Raw genomic sequence first — 17,579 nt, 5'->3', positions numbered from 1 at the left:
GCCTGATGACCATTCAAGACAAAGAATTTATGCAAAGAGCTATTGACTTAGCTAAAGAGGGCATGGATAAAAATGCAGGAGGCCCATTTGGTTGTGTGATTGTGAAAAATGGAAACATCATAGCCGAGGCACATAACTGTGTTACATCCTCCAATGACCCTACGGCCCATGCAGAAGTAACAGCCATAAGGAATGCATGTCAACATTTAAACGATTTTCAACTTGAAGATTGTGTTATTTATACCTCATGTGAACCCTGCCCCATGTGTTTAGGTGCCATTTATTGGGCACGTCCCAAAAAAGTTTTTTACGCATGCAATAAAGATGATGCTCGTGAAATTGGCTTTGATGACCATTTTATTTATGAGGAAATAGATAAAAAGACAACTGAAAGATTGATACCATTTCAACAGATCTTACAAGAAAAGGGAATAAAAATCTTTGAAAATTGGAAGGAAAAAATTGACAAAACTCCCTATTAATTTTTTATCTTTAGTACTCGCAATTACCTGATCATCAATATTATGAAAAGACATCTAATTCAATCTCCGTTTCTTTACTTTCTATTATTTATGCTTTGTAATTTTCAATTAATGGGACAAAATGATACCATTGTTCTTAAAAACAAAGACAAATTAGTTGGAGAAATAAAACAAATGGAAAAGGGCGTCCTGACTGTCGAAACCGATTATAGTGAAGATGATTTTACCATTACATGGGTTGAGGTTGGAGAAATTCTTAGTTCGCAATCTTATTTAATTACCCTTTCTGATGGTAGAAGAATTAGTGGCACCATTCATACAATAGATGATCATTTTGGTAAAGTTTTAATTAAAGGAGACGGTGAGGAATTTGAAGCCGACATTTCAGATATTGTATTTCTTAAAGCTGTGAAAAGTAGTTTTAAATCCAGATTAACCGCATCTCTTTCGGTAGGTTTTAACTACACTAAAAGTAATAATCTATCACAATTCACTGTTAGAAGTACCATAAGTTACACTACCTTCAGATGGTTACTTACAGGAAGCTACAACTCGGTAAGAAGCAATCAAGACAATGTGAGCGAAACACATCGTACAGACGCCAATGTTACCTACAAGTATTTCATGAATAAAAATAGGTATTATGAATTAACCTCTGCTTGGTTATCCAATGATGAACAGTTGTTAAAATTACGTACCACTATCAGAAGTGGTTTGGGACAATATTTTATAAGAAATAATAAACTTTATTTAGGTGCTGGTGTAGGTTTAGCTTGGAACAACGAACAGTTTATTCCAGAAGCCAATCAAAGTGTTCAAAATTCAATGGAAGCCTATGGTGCAGTGGTTTTCAATATGTTTGATGTTAAAGATTTTAGTTTGAATACCAGTTTGGCAGTCTATCCTAGCTTAACGGAAGGTAGTCGTATAAGATGTGATTACACATTAGACCTCAAATATGATCTCCCTCTTGACTTTTTTATAAAATTGGGTCTGACTTATAACTATGATAGCAAACCTGTTGCTGGAGCTTCTACAAGTGATTATATTTTTCAAACGACTTTCGGCTGGGAATTCAACTAAACTATGTTGAAAAAAAAACAGGTGTTTCTTTCATCTTTTATTCACACAACTTGAAAAGAGGTGTGCTTTTGAGTTCTTTATTAAAAACCAAGTCGTTTGTTATAAAAATGTTTCATCCAACTTACTTGAACCAACAACATCAAACCTAGAACCAATAAGGCGTACATGACTACTTGAGGCCAGTTTGTAGAAAAAGAAATTGCTGGAAGATTAAAGAATTGATCAAAGTCTATTTGACTAAACCATGAACTATTAACCATGGTTGTTTTAGAAACCAAATATCCCATAAACGCCAAAAACAAACCACCTATTACAAACCAAACAGGCTTTGAAATTAAAGGTTTGTACTGAATTAACTCTTTCCCCCTCTTATTAGGAAGATTATCCATAACATGTGATAAAAAATCATGAGAGGGACTGTCCAACTCTGTTGATGACATGATTCTTTTAACAAATGCATCCAATTCTTTATTTTCTCGCTCTTCCATAACTTTCAATAATTTCTGGTTCCAGTTGGCTCTTTAGAATTGACGCCAGCTTTTTCCTAATTCGAAATAACTTAACCTTGACATGATTTGATTCGAGTGAAACAATCTTTGAAATTTCGTCCATACTCAAATCTTCAAAATAATATAATGTAATCAAAAACGCATCCTCACTAGGCAACTGTTCTAAACAAAATTGTATTTTCTGCTTTTGTTCCTGTTCCACCAACTGATTAAAGGCATTTTCCATTACTTCCACCTGTATAGGTCTGTCTCCATCCATAGATACATCTAAATAATGTCTTTTGTTCTTTTTCAATCTATCTAAACAAGCATGATAAGCTATCCTATAAATCCAAGTTGATAATTTAGAGTCTCCTTTAAAATTTGACAAAGACTTATATACTTTAATGAACGTATCTTGAGACACCTCTTCAGCTTCTTCACGATGTTTCATCATTCTTAAAGCTAAAGTAAAAACCAAATCCTTATAGCGATCTACCAGTATAGCAAATTGCTTACTGTCACCGGCATTAATTTGATTGATGATTATTTCGTCGCTGGTTGGTGTCATGTTTTCTTTGGACGACACCACTACTCAAACGGTTACAAATGAAATAAAAATATTTTTTGAAAAAACTGTAACCACAAGAAAAGTTATATCGTCATAGGCTATAAACAATTAAAATTAATAAATTAAAAACAAACAGTATGGGATCAGAATTTATCATCATGCCTCTTTTAATAGCGGCCATTTTTGGAGTATTTTACCTTTTTTATTCTACCAGAAATAAAGAGCGTATGGCTCTTATAGAAAAAGGAGCCGATGCTAGTATATTTATCCAAGGAAAGAAACGAACAGCTCCCATTTGGAAGGTTGTTATTCTAAATTTAGCCCTACTACTTATGGGTATTGGTATAGGTATTTTTCTAGCGTCCTTATTAGACACTTATTCATCATTAGCTTCTGATGCCATTTACCCAGCTACCATTTTTACTATGGCAGGAGTAGGTCTCTTCATTGGCTTTCATATGACTAAAAAATTAGATCAGGAATAAATTAAGTTATCTAAACTCCTAATAGGCAACCATCTTTTATCAAAGATGGTTTTTTTTATTTAGAACTTTTTGAAAAAATAAGTATAACCTAGTAATAAACCAATAGAGCTGTATTTAGCCTCGGTAATGGTGGTGGCTCCTTTAAGAAGACTTCCTTCCGTAGGATTATTTAAATTTCCTTTTTGTTCATAATCATCCTTAGTACCCGTACTAAAAAGTAAACCAAGGCTCAAGCTACTATTCTCTCTTTTAAAAATAGCCCCAGCAGTAAAATGTATTAAGTCCCAAGAGCTTACTGTTGTTTTAATACCACCGTTATCTGCTCCTGTCTTATCCTTATCGTAATATGACATATCATTACGAACACTGGCCAATAAGGATAAATGATCCTTTAACCGATATTCATAACCCAAGGCCACATTAACAACAGAACGCGCTCCACCCCTCACACTCAAAAATTGATCACTACTCAACTCAGGAGCTAAATCTGCTGGACGAACAAATGTCCTAGCTACAACATCCATGATTTCATAAGAATCCAATCCCGAATAATAATTAACCGATAACCCCAAAAATGATTTTCCTTGATCGTAATTAACACCTACCCCTATTTGAAGTGGCGATTTAAACTTCGTTTTTAATTCTGCCTGCCTATCTGTGGCCACTCCGCTTTGCCTATCAACACCATTAAATTTAACATTCCTAGCTGCAATATTGGAAGCCACTGTTCCCTGACCTCCAATATTTAGGGAAGGCGTAGTAAATGTTGCTCCAAAGCTCCAAGATTCCATTTTATAAATAGCTCCTAATTTTAAAGCCACCCTTATGTTATAATAATCCACATTTTGGGAAAGATTCCCACCCACGAGAGATTCTTCTACATCATTTAAGAAAATATAGGCCGAATAGTTTCTATTATAGGTTTGAGAACGCACCGTAAACAAAGCGCTTGCTCCCACAGAAAAATTTTCACTGATGACCCTACCTGCTCCAAAGGCAAATAAAACTTCACTTAACTTGGAAGTTAAGCTACTCTCACCTACTAACTCTTCCAGTCCCGGACTCTCAGCTTCTTCTATAACATCATAATCCCCATCAACACGAGCTATCCCTTTAAAACTAAAATCTGTAGGAGCCATAAAACCATATCCTAATTTCCATTTAGGATCCTTCAATTTTATCATTCCGCCTGCCAATAATGGTACTGTTCCTAAATTGCTGCTTTTAAAATCAGCTCTATCTCCAAGGGCATTAAAGATTTTTATATTCTCAATACGATATGCATTTGCATTTACTGACAAGGAAGTATTTTCTAACAAGCCCAATCCTCCTGGATTATAAAACACCATGGAGTTGTCATCAATCCCCCCTAAAATGGCTCCTGAAAGTAAAGCTGTTCTCGTTCCAAATTGTTGAGAAGCATAATGGGTGTCTTGAGCATAAAGTTTAGAAAAAAAAGCAAAGGAAATAGAAATAATGACCCAGCAACGAAATGAAATTTTCATAAATAAGAATTTAAGGTTTGATCTTCCAACTTCATTATTTTATTAGACAACCTCAATCTTACAAACACCGTGGAAGAAAATAAAAATAACACAAGTAACTTTAATGTTTCGTAAATATCATGTAACTTACTACTAAAAATAAACAATTAAATATCAATTCTTTATAAAAATATAATTTAATTCCATGTCCTTTTAACAGATACTCTATCATCCTATGAAAAAATCACTTTATTCTAGTTTTTTAATACTGTTTTTTACTGTTTGTGGTTTCGCTCAAGAGGGCGAAATGGAGTTAGAAAATGAATCCTTTGAAAGACATCAAATAGGTTTGTTGATTTCTCATGTCCATACTCCAAACACTTATAGTGGCGATAAAAAACAATGGCGAGCCCTCCCTGGTTTTTCTCTTTATTACAACTTTTGGCTCAATAAACATTGGGCCATAGGTCTGCATACCGACTTCATCAATGAAACCTTTCAAGTTGAGAAATATTTAAGCTCAGAGGAAGAGTCACTATTAGAAAGAGAACGACCTATAGCACCGGCTTTAATGGGCGTCTATAAACCGGGAGAGCATTTTGCTTTTTTATTGGGTGCTGGAGGCGAATTTGCCAAAGGGGACAATTTATTTTTAATAAGGGCCGAGGTTGCATACACATTAGAAATCCATAATGGACTGGAGTTTGAAGTGACTTTTGGAGATGATTTCAGAATTGATGCTTACAACACCCTTACACTGGGTGTAGGTTTATCTAAATCGTTCTAATAAAATGGATCATCACGTGGAATAAAACCTTAATTATGAGCCTAAACACCTTAACCATAGGACTTTTAATTATAGCTTCATTTTTTTGTCTTGCTAGCAATGCCCAAGAGCAACCTAAAGATTCTGTGCTTCTCGATTTTCACCCCTACGGAAGCTTTAGAGCCCATATGGCATACTACGACGATGAGTTGGAACTTCAAGAAAATGTCTCTAGAATTGGTTTTCAAATTGGCGTCACAAATAAAAAAGGGCTTCGTTTTTTTGTTGGTGCTGAATTAGCGATGAATTTATTTAAGGGTCCTGTTCAGTTTAATACTGATGGAAATACCAATAGTGGTTTTTTGGCTATTCAAAATTCCCAAAACCGTCAGGTATTTTCCACTAGACTGGGTTACGTGGGCATTGATTTTAAAAAATATGGAACAATCCAGATGGGAAAGCAATGGAGTGTATATTACGACATTACTCAATTTACCGATAAATTTAATGTGTTTGGTGGACAAGGAAGCGCCACTTATGTAGGCAATTCAGATGGGGGTGGTTCAGGAACAGGAAGAGCTAACCAATCCGTTACCTATCGATTGCATTGGCGCAACTGGTTTTTGGGTCTTCAAGGGCAATTTGACAGTACCTCTAACAACTATTTAGTAGATGGATATGGAATAAGTTTGCAATACGAGCTATTAGATGGATTAAAAATAGGTTCTGCCATTAATAAAAAACACCTTTCACGAAGTATTAGAGAAAATACCCTAGGACTCGATGGCAACCCTCTTTATTGGAGTCTAGGGGCTTCCTTTGAGAATTCCCATTGGGATCTTGGATTTGTTTATGCCTATCAAGAAAATGGTGATTATGCAGATACTGTAATTGAAAATGAATTGATTATTGGCATTTATGATGCTATTGGTCTGGAACTTTTCACCAAATTTAAACAACCGCGCTATTCATTAATAGCCGGTTTTAATACGTATCAACCCAAAATTTCAAATGTTAAATTTCAATCAGACTTAAAACATAATTATATCATTCTGGGAGGGGAATACAAACCTTTTCGGTTTGGATTTATTTACTTAGAATATCGAATTTCTAATGCCACAGATGAATTTGGAGTTAGTGATTTTAATGTGTTAACTGCTGGATTAAGATTGGATTTAGAAACCAAGGGTTCCAAATTCTTAAAATTCCCAAAACTCTCACAAGAGCCATAAAAAAGTAATGCCCACAGTATCAAATACTGAAGGCATTACATAAAACAAAACATAAATGAAATTTATTTTTCTTCTTTGACTTCTACGATTTCATACATATTCTTGCCATCCACCTGAATAGGTTGATAATAAGTTTCTCCAAACTGCACATATGTTTGTTCTCCAATTTTAACTTCTTCTCCACCTTCAGGCAAATGAGGAACAATAGTTCCGGCGGTTGCAGGAACAACAATATACCCTTGATCATTTTCTTCGTAAAAAGCGCCTCCATAATAGTAATTATTTGTAGTCTCATTTACCGTTACCTTTTCCTTTTCTTCAGGCAATGAAGGTACTTGCGCTCCTACAGGCGGCTGCACAGCGACAAACCCATCTTCTGTTTTAAGATAGTAGGTTCCATTATCATAGTGGTACTCAGCTTTTTCATCTTCCTCATTTTCATGGATAATACTTACTATGATTGCCGTAGTTGCCAAAGAGGTAACAAAATACCCCCAAGGATGGTAATAAGGTCCCCAATAGAAAGGCACATAAGGATGATAAAAATAAGGTCTATGACAATAATACCCAAAGCCACCAAAGATGTAAGGCGGTCTCACATAACGAACGGAGCTACTTCTTACTCTGGTATTTCGCACGTTGTAATGCCGGCTGTTATTGATATTGATGTTTACATCACCTCTATTTCTACTTCGATCCATGTTTACCTTATTTCTATCTTTGGTTTTAATATTTGAGGTTGGACGATTTCTAGTAGTTGCATTCCCCCGGTTAACCGTTTTCTCTCGTGTCTTAATTTTGGAATTAGCCCTATTATTATTGCTCGTTCTTGAAGGGGTTCTATTCTGAGTAGCTCTGTTGTTTGACGGTTTTGTAAAATTTCTAGAACTAGTTCTTTGGTGTCCGCCATTAATGGAACCTCCCCTATTGGTAGGTCTTGCCGCGGGTCGTTGCATACTTCTACTTGGAGAATGGGACATGGTTCTAGCCCCTCCTCTTGAAGCTCCATGTCGCATTCTTTGAGCCTCCATATTTAAAGGCAGAATGAAAACTAGTAGGGTAGCAAACAATAATACTTTATAATTGAATGTGAATTTTAATTTAGATACCATTTGAAAGAGTTTAAATTAGGATTTAGCTAGGATACTGATCAACTTCGCATTGGGAGGCGGTGTGAAAGAAAAAATCGATTCCGGAATATCAGGATTTAAAATCCATTTTTCAAACGTAGCTTCATATTGCAAGGAATGGTCGTTTTTATAAACAATCAATAATTTTTTAGGTAGCATTTGACTATCATTGGTTACCCACAATTGGACTTGCATTTCTGAATTAGCTGCTGTTATATAAAAGCAAGGTGTATCATCTACTTGGCGCTTACCTATATATCTCACTGTATCATATCCTTCTATGATATCATCCGTAAAGTTTGGATAGAAAAAATCGGCAGCTGGAAATTTAAAATCATAGGCAACGTGCATACTGTCGATCATGGTTAAAATGGTATCTGGGGCTTCCAACGTCACATAATTATTCTCGTTATATGAATAATAGGACAAATAATCTCCGTCATACCAATAACCATATTCCCCTTTATCTCCTTGAACAATGGCCGTAAATTTATTCGGTCCCACCATTGAAACCTCACTATGCGCAAAATAGGTGGATAGTTCTCCATGAGCATTTAATTCATCTACTGATGTTTCCATTGAGAATTGAACAGCTTGCAGATCTCCTATGACATCTGCCATTTTATCCAAAATGTAAATAGCAGTGGAATCTTTCTGTTTTTCGTTTTGTGCTAAAAGAAAACTGGGACAAAGGCAAACTCCCAGAATAAAGAGTTTGACCTTAAAATTACAATACTTCATAAATGGGTTAGTTTAAAGTTTAAGATAATACGTCGTGGTGCACTAATTCTTTAAAAGGGATATTAAAATTAGGCAAATAATCATTTGAAAACAAACAAATTAAGTTAACATCTAGCAATAATTTCTGATTTATAAATAGTCTTTAAAAACTCAGAAATACCATTTGAATATTTTAAGTCTTACCTAAACCAATTCTGACATCAATTAGAATGTTTGAAGAAAGAAGGCAAACAAGCATCTTAAAAAGTTCTCAAGATCCTGAAACGAACCACCAAATCATTAGTTCTAATCAATTTATTATCGTCTGCTCCCTGTTTTGTATAATGGTAGGCCAAACTGAATAGGAATTTAAAATCTGGATTAACTTGATACCCGATACCAGGGGAAATTCTAAACACATCATTAAACTGGGACACTTTTACTAAATTAAAGAAAGCCTCTATGGAAACGGGAAGGTAGAACCCACGGCCCTGTTGAAAAAGCAACCCCTTAAGATCAATGGTTCCGGTTACTTGGTACCGCAATCTCAAGCCAAAAAACTTATGGCTTTCATTGTTTGTAAACAAAAAGCGTTCTTCTGCTCTTAGCAGCTGTCCCAAATTGAAACGTGGACTGATATTAAATCCTAGACTATAACCTTGAAATGGTCTGATTTCAAAACTATTTGGCTGGTAATCGCTCATAAAGAAAAAAGTCCCCACCCCATACTGAAGCCCCTCACTATGTTTAAAGCCTTTAAATAAAATACTGTCTTTACTGGTGCGTTTGGATGCCCGAAAAATCAATCTATGCCAGCTTTTGGGTTCAACTGTTCGATAGCTCACTTCTCCAACTAATTTACTTTGCTCACTTAAATGCCAAGATGGCTCCAAGTCAAACCATAATTGCCTAGTAAAATCATGATCCTCTATGGGGTCATCATTTTCTACTTGAGTCCAACCATTTGAGTATACAAGAAAGAGAACCGAAAAAATAAGGATCGTATATTTTTTCAAGACCAGATCTTTGTTTAGAATTGTTAATAATTGCTGCTTACAAAATAAAAAAGTCTAAGTTTAGAACTTAGACTTTTCTATTACTTGAATATTAAGGTTACTGATGTCCCTTTTTAACAACGGCATCCATCACACTAGACATATCAAAACTTTTACCCCCTTGTACTGGTGGGTAATCCAAAAGTGTTTTAATATGTTTATTCATTTGCTCTCCCATTGGGGCCATTAACCAAGATACCTTTTGCATAAGATGCCCATAAGCATCTTCAGAGTCATAGCTTTCAAAAGGATCCATTCTTAAATTAAATATTAATGGTGCCGTTCTGGCCTCAGCTGTTCCATAATAAGTTTCCTTATATATAAAGTGGAATTTCCATGGTCCCATTCTTACGGCATTTAGCTTACTCTCATAATAATAATAAAACATATCTCTTTCCGATCTATTGGTTTCCCCCTTCCAATACGGCAGATTGTTAACGCCATCAATGTATTGTTTCTTTTGCTTCATCAACAAATCGGCCGCATCTGGCACACCTGCAGCAGCAGCTAAAGAAGTGAACATATCCATATGTGCCTGAATTCCATTTTTGACTTGTCCGGGCTCAATAACTCCTGGCCATTTTACCATACTTGGTACTCTTACACCTCCTTCAGTAGTCCCCATTTTTTCTCCCCTAAAAGGAGTAGTTCCTCCGTGAGGCCAAGAATTGTGTTCAGGACCATTATCTGTTGAATACCAAATAATGGTATTTTCATCAAGACCATTGGCTTTTAAAAATTCCAACACCAATCCCACATCATGATCATGTTGCATCATCCCGCTACCATAATAATCAGCTTCTGAAGTATATTTCTCTGCGGCGTATCGCCACTCCTCATTTAAGCGCGTATACAAGTGCATTCTTGAAGTATTTAACCAAACAAAGAAGGGTTTACCATCCGCTTTAGCGCGTTTCATAAAATCTTCGGCAACAGGAATAACCTCACCTGCATCAAAATTTTTCATGCGCTCTTGAGTAAGAGGCCCCGTGTCTTCAATTCGTTGCTTCCCAACAACGCCAAATCTGGGATCATCGGTATTATCCATTTTATTGGTAGCCCACGAGTGAATAACACCTCGCGTTCCAAATTTCTTTTCGTAACTTTCTAAATCTCCAGAATACTCTTTAGCAAAATTTTGATAATCACGTTGCTCAGACTCCTCTTGAGTATTTAAATGATATAAATTACCATAGAACTCATCAAAACCATGTGCAGTAGGCAAATGTTCATTACGGTCTCCTAAGTGATTTTTACCAAAATGTCCTGTAGCATATCCCTCTGCCTTCAACACCTCAGCCAAACATGGAGATGCAGCTTGCAAGCCTAAGGCATCCCCTGGTTGCCCCACTGTGGTCATCCCACTTCTTATGGGATACTGCCCAGTAATAAAGGCTGCCCTTCCCGCTGTACAACTGGGTTGCGCATAGTGATCGGTAAATTTAATTCCATCATTCCCAATTTTATCAATGTTGGGTGTTGTATACCCCATAGTCCCCATTCCATAGGCACTTACATTTTGCCAGCCAATGTCATCCCCCCAAATCACCAAGATATTGGGTTTTTGCTGGCTCCATCCCAATAGTGGCAATAAAAACACTATTGGGATAATAATCCGTTTACGTAAAAAAGTACTCATAAATTTAACTTTAGAATTAATAACTTGATTTATTAGCTTTGAGTTTATGATAATGATCATTATCAAAAAACATTATTTTAATTCAAATACTACTTCACCCTCTTTAATCGTTTTAAACACTTTTATGTCTTTAATTTTCATAGGGTCAATTTTTAATGGATTTTTATCTAAAATTACAAGGTCAGCCATTTTGCCCGGTGCAAGGGTACCTTTTCGATCTTCTTCAAAATGTTGGTAGGCTCCCCAAATGGTAATGGCCTTTAACGCCTCATAGGGCGTCAATTTTTCAGTCTCTCCAATTACTTTACTGCTTCTAGAAACCCTGTTTACAGTAGTCCAAAGAATCATCATTAAATTAGGCAGTGCCACCGGAGCATCTGTATGGCTCGTCACGACTCCACATTTTTCCAAGGCAGTTTTGATAGGGCTGATTTTATCACCTAGCTCTTCTCCAATTATTTGTTTATGCCAATCTCCCCAATAATAGGTATGCATTGGGAAAAGCGATGGTATGATATCATATTTCGCCAAGCTGTCAATTTGATCATACCTAAGATACTGACCATGAATTAAAACATTTCTCCTTTCCGTATTTCCATATTTTTCAGCAGCTTTTGATATGGCGTTTATCATTTGATCAATGGCGGCATCTCCATTGGCATGAGTTAATAACTGCCAATTATTTGCAAAGCATGTATCAACTATTTTCTGAACCTTTGCCTCATCTGGAAGTGCTGGGTACCCTTTATAATTCTTATCTGCCCCAGGAGGAGGCATTAAATAAGGTTGCGTTCTCCAAGCTGTCCTTCCTTGTGGTGATCCATCCAAGGTAAGTTTATATCCAGCGATACGATAGTGATTTTTATAGGTTTTACTGAACCATTCGGTAGCCATGAGTTCTGGCCTGGAGTAATCAATATAAGCAGGTACATCAATTTTAAGTTTGCCACTTTGTGCAAAACTTGTTAAAGCTTCATGGCTCGAGGTAGTTCTACCTTCCTGAGCTGTTGTATAACCATAACTAAAAGCCAACTTTTGAGCGGCATCCGTAAATTTATCAATCTTATCAGGCTCGGTTGGAGAAAGTATCTTCAACATATGAGGAATTGCAGCTAGCTCATCTAAGGTGCCGTCTGGTTCCATTGTACCATTGACCCTTCTTATTTGGCCCCCTTCTGGATCTTTTATTTCAGATGTTATACCTAGTACCTCGAGACCCTTACTGTTCACAGTCATGAAATGACCAGAAATATGGGTTGCCATAACTGGAATATCGATTGAAACTTTATTAAGGTCGTTTTTATTGGGGTGCCTTCCTAGGATGGCATCATCATAACCAATACCAACAATCCAGCCCCCAAATAAAGACGTATCATTATTTTCGGACCAATCTATAAGCTCAGCAACCAAATTATCAACCGTTTCTACTTTTCCATCGGGTTCAGCTAGTAAATTAGCAGCCAATGCTTGGGATCCTAACGCTGAAAAATGAATGTGCCCATCAACAAAGCCAGGAACCATGGTTTTACCTTCCAGATCAACTTGTTTGGCATTTTCATAATTGGTTAAAGCCAAATCTTTTGCTCCCACAAAAATAATCTTACCATCCTCTTCCACTAGAGCTTCGGCATAGTCAGGAGCATCTCCTTCCATGGTAATGATATCCCCATTGAAATACATGGTTTGGTTTGAAGAAATAGCTTCTGGTTCCTTCTCCTTTTTTTGATTACACGAAAACAGCGTTAAAAGGGCAATGAAAATAAGACCTGATTTTCTTATCATGGTTCATGGATTATTAATTCTTACTCGATATGCGAGATTTAAATCCTCTGCAATCCAGATATAAAATCTCGGATGCAGTTACCTTCTGTATTTCAGGGACAAAAGGAACTGGAATATTTTGGCTTTTCTAGTTCCTTTTTGTTTTCTTTTAAATTATTTAGTTTTATCTAGTCAATATAAATTTCCTATTGTTTACCTTCTCCTAGTTGTTTTACAAGTTCAGAGAAATCTAACGTGGCTGCTTTTTGTACAGGCGGATATTCTTGAAGTGATTTAATATGTTCACCAAGAATTTCTTGAACAGGTTCATTTAAGAATTGTTTCTTTTGTACGATATCTGAACGATCTGTTAGGTTATCAAAACTTTCATAAGGATCGAAATGGATGTTATACATAATAGGAAACTTTTGTTTTTCATATGGCGCGTAATAGTTTTCGCTTGTTTCAAAGTGTAGCTTCCATTGATTAATTCTAATAGCTCTTATCGTAGATTCGTGATAATATATAAAGTTATTACGATTACTATTTTCACTTTTACCTAACCAATAATCCAGGTTATTAACCCCATCGATATATTGTTTTTTCTCTTTCATCATTTTATCGGCTACATCAGGAACACCTGCCGCGGCTGCTATAGTTGTAAAAATATCCATATGCGATTGAATGCCACTAAGTGTTTTACCAGCAGGAATATGATCTTTCCACATAACCATCATAGGAACGCGAACGCCGCCTTCATATGTGGTCATCTTTTCACCTCTAAATGGTGTGGTCCCACCATGTAAACGAGCACTGTGTTCTGGTCCATTATCAGTAGAATAGACAACAATGGTGTTTTCTAAAGCACCCATTTTTTCTAGTTTATCCAGCATTTCACCTATCATCATATCATGTTCCATCATACCACTACCATAAAAGTCGTGTTCTGTAGTATAAGGCTGTGCTAAATAGCGGTTTTCTGGTTTTAAATGGGTATACATGTGCATTCTACTTGGATTAAACCAAACAAAGTAAGGTTTACCATCTTTTTGAGCTCTTTTAATAAAATCGATGGACGCTGCCATAAACTCTTCATCTACGGTTTCCATGCGTTCTTTTGAAAGTTGCCCAGTGTCTTCAATCTTTTGTTTACCGACCTTACCAAAACGTGGATCTACAGTAGTATCGTCGCCATCAGTAGCCCAGGTATGTAATACCCCACGAGTCCCATATTTTTTAAAAAACTCTGGATCTTGCGGATAGTCCTTTTGCTGATATTCTTCTTGTGTATTTAGATGATATAGGTTTCCAAAGAATTCATCAAACCCATGAACCGTTGGCAAATGGGAATTAAGATCACCTAAATGGTTTTTCCCAAATTGTCCAGTGGCATAGCCTTGTTCTTTAAGTACTTCGGCAAGGGTTGGAGACTCCTTTTTAAGTCCAAGTGGGCCACCTGGTCTACCTACGGTAGTCATACCACTTCTTATAGGGTATTGCCCAGTTATTAGTGCAGCGCGTCCTGCCGTACAGCTTGGCTGTGCATAATGCTCGGTAAACTTAACCCCTTCCTCAGCGATGCGGTCTATGTTAGGCGTTGTGTATCCCATAACGCCATTGCCATACGCACTTACGTTACTCCAACCCACATCATCTGGAAAAATGATTAAAATGTTGGGTTTCTTGTCTTGAGAAAACGATAAAATGGAAAATAAAAGAAGATTGAGTATAACTAATCTTTTAATAGCAACTTGTTTTTTCATAAGAGTTACGTTTATATAAGTTTATAATTAAAATGAACTCGTTTGATTGCTATTAACTTAAAAGGAGCATGAAGTTAATAAAAATCAACCAAATACCACCTTAAAAATAGAAACAAAAATGATTTTAACAGTCAATTATTGTAAGTAAATTCCACAAAATATTTTATATAGAATTAATAAAAAAAGAGCCATAAATTATGGCTCTTTATATTAAATGAGATGAATTTTTATCGACCCCCCATAGTTGATTTTAGTTTTTCTTCGATGGAACTCAAATTAAAAGAACCAGGTGTTTGACTAGGAGGATACTCTTTCATAGTCATTAAAAATTGAGCTGCCAATTGTTGAATAGGCACTAAAACATAAGCGCGATCTAATAACCAATCATAATACACATTGGCATTATGTTGGGCTTTTTCAAACGGATCTCTTCTTAAATTTTCAATCACAGGAACACGTAATTCTGTAAAGGGCTCCATCCATACTCCAAACTGCACGCCTCTATTTTCAAGAAACACCACCTTCCAATCATCATATCGTGCTGCTACAATTTGACCATCATCATTAACATACCAAAATTCATGTCGGGGGGATTCTTCGGTTTTTCCAGATAAATAATCATTCATGTCATATCCATCAATGTAGTTTTTATAGCTGCGTCCATTTAAAGTGACTCCAGCTTTGATTTTCTCTTTAATTCCAGGTGCTCCTGCAGCAGCAGCAAAGGTTGGCAACCAGTCTTCATGGGCTACAATACCATTTAGAGTAACATCCTTTTGCCAATGCCCTGGCCATTTTACAAAAGCAGGTACGCGATAGGCTCCCTCCCAGTTAGAGTTTTTCTCACCTCTAAAAGGCGTTGTTCCAGCATCTGGCCATGTGTTGTAGTGTGGTCCATTATCAGTGGAATACATTACGATAGTATTATCAGTAATTCCTAATTCGTCTAATAAAGTCAAAAATTTACCCACATGCATATCGTGTTCAATCATTCCGTCAGTGTATTCGTCATGACCTTTGTGTCTGCGCTCTTCTTTCACGTGGGTTCTAAAGTGCATTCTTGTTCCATTCCACCAAACAAAAAAGGGCTTACCTGCCTTCACTTGCTTTTTGATAAATTCTATCGCTGCATCTGATGTTTCATCATCTATGGTTTCCATTCTCTTTTTGGTTAATGGGCCCGTATCTTCTATGCGTTGACCTCCCTTACCATCTGCCCAGGTATGAAGTACACCTCTAGGCCCAAACTTTTCTCTAAAAGTTTGGCCATCCTTCATGACCATATCTCCAGGATAATCATAATTCTCTGGTTCTTCCTCTGCATTTAGATGGTAAAGATTCCCCAAGAATTCATCAAAACCATGATTAGTAGGTAAATGCGTATCTAAATCGCCTTGATGGTTTTTACCAAATTGCCCTGTAGCATATCCTTGACTTTTTAAAACAGTCGCCATAGTCACATCTGTTTCTTGCCAGCCCTGTTCGGCTCCAGGTAAACCAACTTTGGTCATTCCGGTTCTCACGGGTACATTACCACCTATAAAAGCCGCACGACCAGCAGTACAAGATTGTTGTGCATAGTAATCTGTAAATGCGACACCTTCTTTAGCTATTTTGTCAATATTTGGCGTTTTGTAACCCATCATACCACGATTATTGTGGCTGATGTTCCAAGTACCGATATCGTCTCCCCAAAGCACCAAAATATTTGGCTTTTTTTGGGCAATCGATAAACAAGGAATAAGCATTAAAGTCAAAACAAGTGTTTTGAAGTAATTTAATTTTCTCATAATAGATTGTTTAAAATTAAAGATGTTTGATAGCTTAAAAATTAAATGGCTTAACCAATACAATTCCTAAGTTACTGAAAAAAAGAACACTACAATAGAAACTATTTAAAATTACTGTTAAGAAACTACTTATATTCTCACCATAAATAGCAGAAAGTTTGAAACTCCAGAGTATAACTAGGAATTTTAAAGAATCAAGCCTAATAAAATTCCCATTTTTACTTTTTAAATCTTATGACATTTATTATTTAACTCACTATTTACCATATGATTTAAACTAGAAATCTCATGAAATTTATGTATCTTTTCAATAGAATAATTTCAAGAATTAATCATTAAGATATTACAGTTTCATGAAAGCAAAGGGTTTATTCATTTATTTATTCATCTTTCTTTTGCCTCTCATGGTTTTAGCTCAAGACAAAGAGCAAAAGAAGGATAGTACCTATACCCCTTACGATTTAATTTCCACCTATTATAATTCCAAATTCAAACCCTTTAAGAAGCGTAACGTTTATGTAGGTTTTGCCATGTCTCTTGAAGACAGAAAATTGGAAAACACAGACCTTCTTTTGCGTCAGGTAATTGATGGTAACCAAAATAAATATGACCTTAATTTAAAGGGCGGATATTTTATTGGGAATTATGCCATGTTGGGGGTAAACCTGAATTACAATCAAGATAAATTTAGTGGATTAGTCCTAAAAGACAGTGACACCATTTATTCTAATACGATCTCTCGAGGATTTGCCATCACGCCATTTTTGAGAACAGCAGTTCCATTAACAGCCAATGAGCGTTTAAGCTTTTTTACAGAAATTGGGATTACCTACGGTAGAAGCACGAGCCTTACCAGGGATATTTCAAACATGGATGAAATCAATAAGACGTACACTACCAATAATAGGTTTCGTTTAGGTTTGAGTCCAGGAGTCACCTTTTTTGCGATGGAAAACTTTGCTCTTGAAATTGGATTGAATGTCCTTGGATATGAGATAAATACACGAGAACGAACCGTCAATAACACGGAAGCATCTAAAAGAACCACTCAAAATGTTGATTTTGAAATCAATATTTTATCCCTTCAACTAGGTCTTGCCTATTATTTTGGAGCTGGAAAATAACAATGG

The 17,579-nt window shown here is 36.2% G+C and carries 16 protein-coding genes; 6 read left to right on the top strand and 10 right to left on the bottom strand.

Annotated elements, in window-relative coordinates:
- Positions 1-5: 5 nt before the first annotated feature.
- Complete coding sequence (locus tag ZA07_RS14130) at positions 6-482, top strand: nucleoside deaminase (protein ID WP_053972409.1); 477 nt, start codon at positions 6-8, stop codon at positions 480-482.
- 42 nt (positions 483-524) lie between these two features.
- The gene (locus ZA07_RS14125) at positions 525-1,565 is read left to right on the top strand and encodes a DUF481 domain-containing protein (protein WP_053972408.1); all 1,041 of its coding nucleotides are present in this window, start codon (positions 525-527) and stop codon (positions 1,563-1,565) included.
- Positions 1,566-1,645: 80 nt separating this feature from the next.
- Here the strand turns inward: ZA07_RS14125 and ZA07_RS14120 are convergent, their stop codons facing one another.
- Together ZA07_RS14120 and ZA07_RS14115 are read right to left on the bottom strand one after the other, a co-directional pair.
- Complete coding sequence (locus ZA07_RS14120; protein ID WP_053972407.1) at positions 1,646-2,053, bottom strand: hypothetical protein; 408 nt, start codon at positions 2,051-2,053, stop codon at positions 1,646-1,648.
- Positions 2,034-2,624 (bottom strand): RNA polymerase sigma factor, encoded by a 591-nt coding sequence (locus tag ZA07_RS14115; protein WP_053972406.1) that lies wholly within the window; start codon positions 2,622-2,624, stop codon positions 2,034-2,036. Before ZA07_RS14115 ends, ZA07_RS14120 begins: the two co-directional genes overlap by 20 nt.
- Before the next feature lie 137 nt (positions 2,625-2,761).
- Here ZA07_RS14115 and ZA07_RS14110 point away from each other — a divergent pair, with 137 nt between their 5' ends.
- Entirely contained in the window at positions 2,762-3,109 is a 348-nt protein-coding gene (locus ZA07_RS14110; protein ID WP_053972405.1) for a DUF6249 domain-containing protein, read from the top strand.
- Positions 3,110-3,168: 59 nt separating this feature from the next.
- Here ZA07_RS14110 and ZA07_RS14105 read toward each other — a convergent pair whose 3' ends face one another.
- Positions 3,169-4,614, bottom strand: a complete 1,446-nt coding sequence (locus ZA07_RS14105) for a hypothetical protein (protein WP_053972404.1) — start codon at positions 4,612-4,614, stop codon at positions 3,169-3,171.
- Positions 4,615-4,828: 214 nt separating this feature from the next.
- Here ZA07_RS14105 and ZA07_RS14100 point away from each other — a divergent pair, with 214 nt between their 5' ends.
- Both ZA07_RS14100 and ZA07_RS14095 read left to right on the top strand, forming a co-directional pair.
- On the top strand, positions 4,829-5,380 hold the full coding sequence (locus tag ZA07_RS14100) for a hypothetical protein (RefSeq protein ID WP_053972403.1): 552 nt from the start codon (positions 4,829-4,831) through the stop codon (positions 5,378-5,380).
- 35 nt (positions 5,381-5,415) lie between these two features.
- Positions 5,416-6,591 (top strand): porin, encoded by a 1,176-nt coding sequence (locus ZA07_RS14095; RefSeq protein WP_053972402.1) that lies wholly within the window; start codon positions 5,416-5,418, stop codon positions 6,589-6,591.
- Positions 6,592-6,653: 62 nt separating this feature from the next.
- On the opposite strand, the gene ZA07_RS14090 is transcribed toward ZA07_RS14095, so the two are convergent.
- The 7 genes from ZA07_RS14090 to ZA07_RS14060 all read right to left on the bottom strand — a co-directional run bounded on the left by ZA07_RS14090 (position 6,654) and on the right by ZA07_RS14060 (position 16,449).
- Complete coding sequence (locus ZA07_RS14090; RefSeq protein ID WP_053972401.1) at positions 6,654-7,703, bottom strand: DUF6515 family protein; 1,050 nt, start codon at positions 7,701-7,703, stop codon at positions 6,654-6,656.
- Between the two features lie 15 nt (positions 7,704-7,718).
- Positions 7,719-8,462, bottom strand: coding sequence for a DUF2092 domain-containing protein (locus tag ZA07_RS14085; RefSeq protein WP_053972400.1), 744 nt, complete (start codon positions 8,460-8,462; stop codon positions 7,719-7,721).
- A 239-nt stretch (positions 8,463-8,701) separates the two neighbouring features.
- Positions 8,702-9,457, bottom strand: a complete 756-nt coding sequence (locus ZA07_RS14080; protein WP_053972399.1) for a DUF2490 domain-containing protein — start codon at positions 9,455-9,457, stop codon at positions 8,702-8,704.
- 97 nt (positions 9,458-9,554) lie between these two features.
- Complete coding sequence (locus ZA07_RS14075) at positions 9,555-11,135, bottom strand: arylsulfatase (RefSeq protein WP_082316630.1); 1,581 nt, start codon at positions 11,133-11,135, stop codon at positions 9,555-9,557.
- Between the two features lie 72 nt (positions 11,136-11,207).
- Positions 11,208-12,917, bottom strand: coding sequence for an amidohydrolase (locus tag ZA07_RS14070; protein ID WP_053972398.1), 1,710 nt, complete (start codon positions 12,915-12,917; stop codon positions 11,208-11,210).
- 185 nt (positions 12,918-13,102) lie between these two features.
- Positions 13,103-14,659, bottom strand: coding sequence for an arylsulfatase (locus ZA07_RS14065; RefSeq protein WP_082316617.1), 1,557 nt, complete (start codon positions 14,657-14,659; stop codon positions 13,103-13,105).
- Between the two features lie 227 nt (positions 14,660-14,886).
- Positions 14,887-16,449 carry an arylsulfatase gene (locus ZA07_RS14060; RefSeq protein ID WP_157492158.1) on the bottom strand — a complete coding sequence of 521 codons (1,563 nt, stop codon included), beginning with the start codon at positions 16,447-16,449 and terminating at the stop codon, positions 14,887-14,889.
- A gap of 353 nt (positions 16,450-16,802) precedes the next feature.
- Between ZA07_RS14060 and ZA07_RS14055 the strand changes: the two genes are divergently transcribed.
- Entirely contained in the window at positions 16,803-17,573 is a 771-nt protein-coding gene (locus ZA07_RS14055) for an outer membrane beta-barrel protein (protein WP_053972397.1), read from the top strand.
- The last annotated feature ends 6 nt before the right edge of the window (positions 17,574-17,579 follow it).

Origin of the sequence: Mangrovimonas sp. ST2L15, assembly GCF_001280515.1 — a bacterium.
Classification (GTDB): domain Bacteria; phylum Bacteroidota; class Bacteroidia; order Flavobacteriales; family Flavobacteriaceae; genus Mangrovimonas; species Mangrovimonas futianensis.
The sequence above is the reverse complement of the archived record's forward strand: the minus strand, read 5'-3'. Positions and strand labels throughout refer to the sequence as shown.

What these genes read in the sequence shown, in the direction of transcription:
- ZA07_RS14090 (WP_053972401.1), bottom strand. Translation starts at nt 7,703, where the DNA reads ATGGTATCTAAATTAAAATTCACATTCAATTATAAAGTATTATTGTTT.
- ZA07_RS14130 (WP_053972409.1), top strand. Translation starts at nt 6, where the DNA reads ATGACCATTCAAGACAAAGAATTTATGCAAAGAGCTATTGACTTAGCT.
- ZA07_RS14120 (WP_053972407.1), bottom strand. Translation starts at nt 2,053, where the DNA reads ATGGAAGAGCGAGAAAATAAAGAATTGGATGCATTTGTTAAAAGAATC.
- ZA07_RS14065 (WP_082316617.1), bottom strand. Translation starts at nt 14,659, where the DNA reads ATGAAAAAACAAGTTGCTATTAAAAGATTAGTTATACTCAATCTTCTT.
- ZA07_RS14105 (WP_053972404.1), bottom strand. Translation starts at nt 4,614, where the DNA reads ATGAAAATTTCATTTCGTTGCTGGGTCATTATTTCTATTTCCTTTGCT.
- ZA07_RS14125 (WP_053972408.1), top strand. Translation starts at nt 525, where the DNA reads ATGAAAAGACATCTAATTCAATCTCCGTTTCTTTACTTTCTATTATTT.
- ZA07_RS14115 (WP_053972406.1), bottom strand. Translation starts at nt 2,624, where the DNA reads ATGACACCAACCAGCGACGAAATAATCATCAATCAAATTAATGCCGGT.
- ZA07_RS14070 (WP_053972398.1), bottom strand. Translation starts at nt 12,917, where the DNA reads ATGATAAGAAAATCAGGTCTTATTTTCATTGCCCTTTTAACGCTGTTT.
- ZA07_RS14085 (WP_053972400.1), bottom strand. Translation starts at nt 8,462, where the DNA reads ATGAAGTATTGTAATTTTAAGGTCAAACTCTTTATTCTGGGAGTTTGC.
- ZA07_RS14100 (WP_053972403.1), top strand. Translation starts at nt 4,829, where the DNA reads ATGAAAAAATCACTTTATTCTAGTTTTTTAATACTGTTTTTTACTGTT.
- ZA07_RS14055 (WP_053972397.1), top strand. Translation starts at nt 16,803, where the DNA reads ATGAAAGCAAAGGGTTTATTCATTTATTTATTCATCTTTCTTTTGCCT.
- ZA07_RS14110 (WP_053972405.1), top strand. Translation starts at nt 2,762, where the DNA reads ATGGGATCAGAATTTATCATCATGCCTCTTTTAATAGCGGCCATTTTT.
- ZA07_RS14060 (WP_157492158.1), bottom strand. Translation starts at nt 16,449, where the DNA reads ATGAGAAAATTAAATTACTTCAAAACACTTGTTTTGACTTTAATGCTT.
- ZA07_RS14075 (WP_082316630.1), bottom strand. Translation starts at nt 11,135, where the DNA reads ATGAGTACTTTTTTACGTAAACGGATTATTATCCCAATAGTGTTTTTA.
- ZA07_RS14095 (WP_053972402.1), top strand. Translation starts at nt 5,416, where the DNA reads ATGAGCCTAAACACCTTAACCATAGGACTTTTAATTATAGCTTCATTT.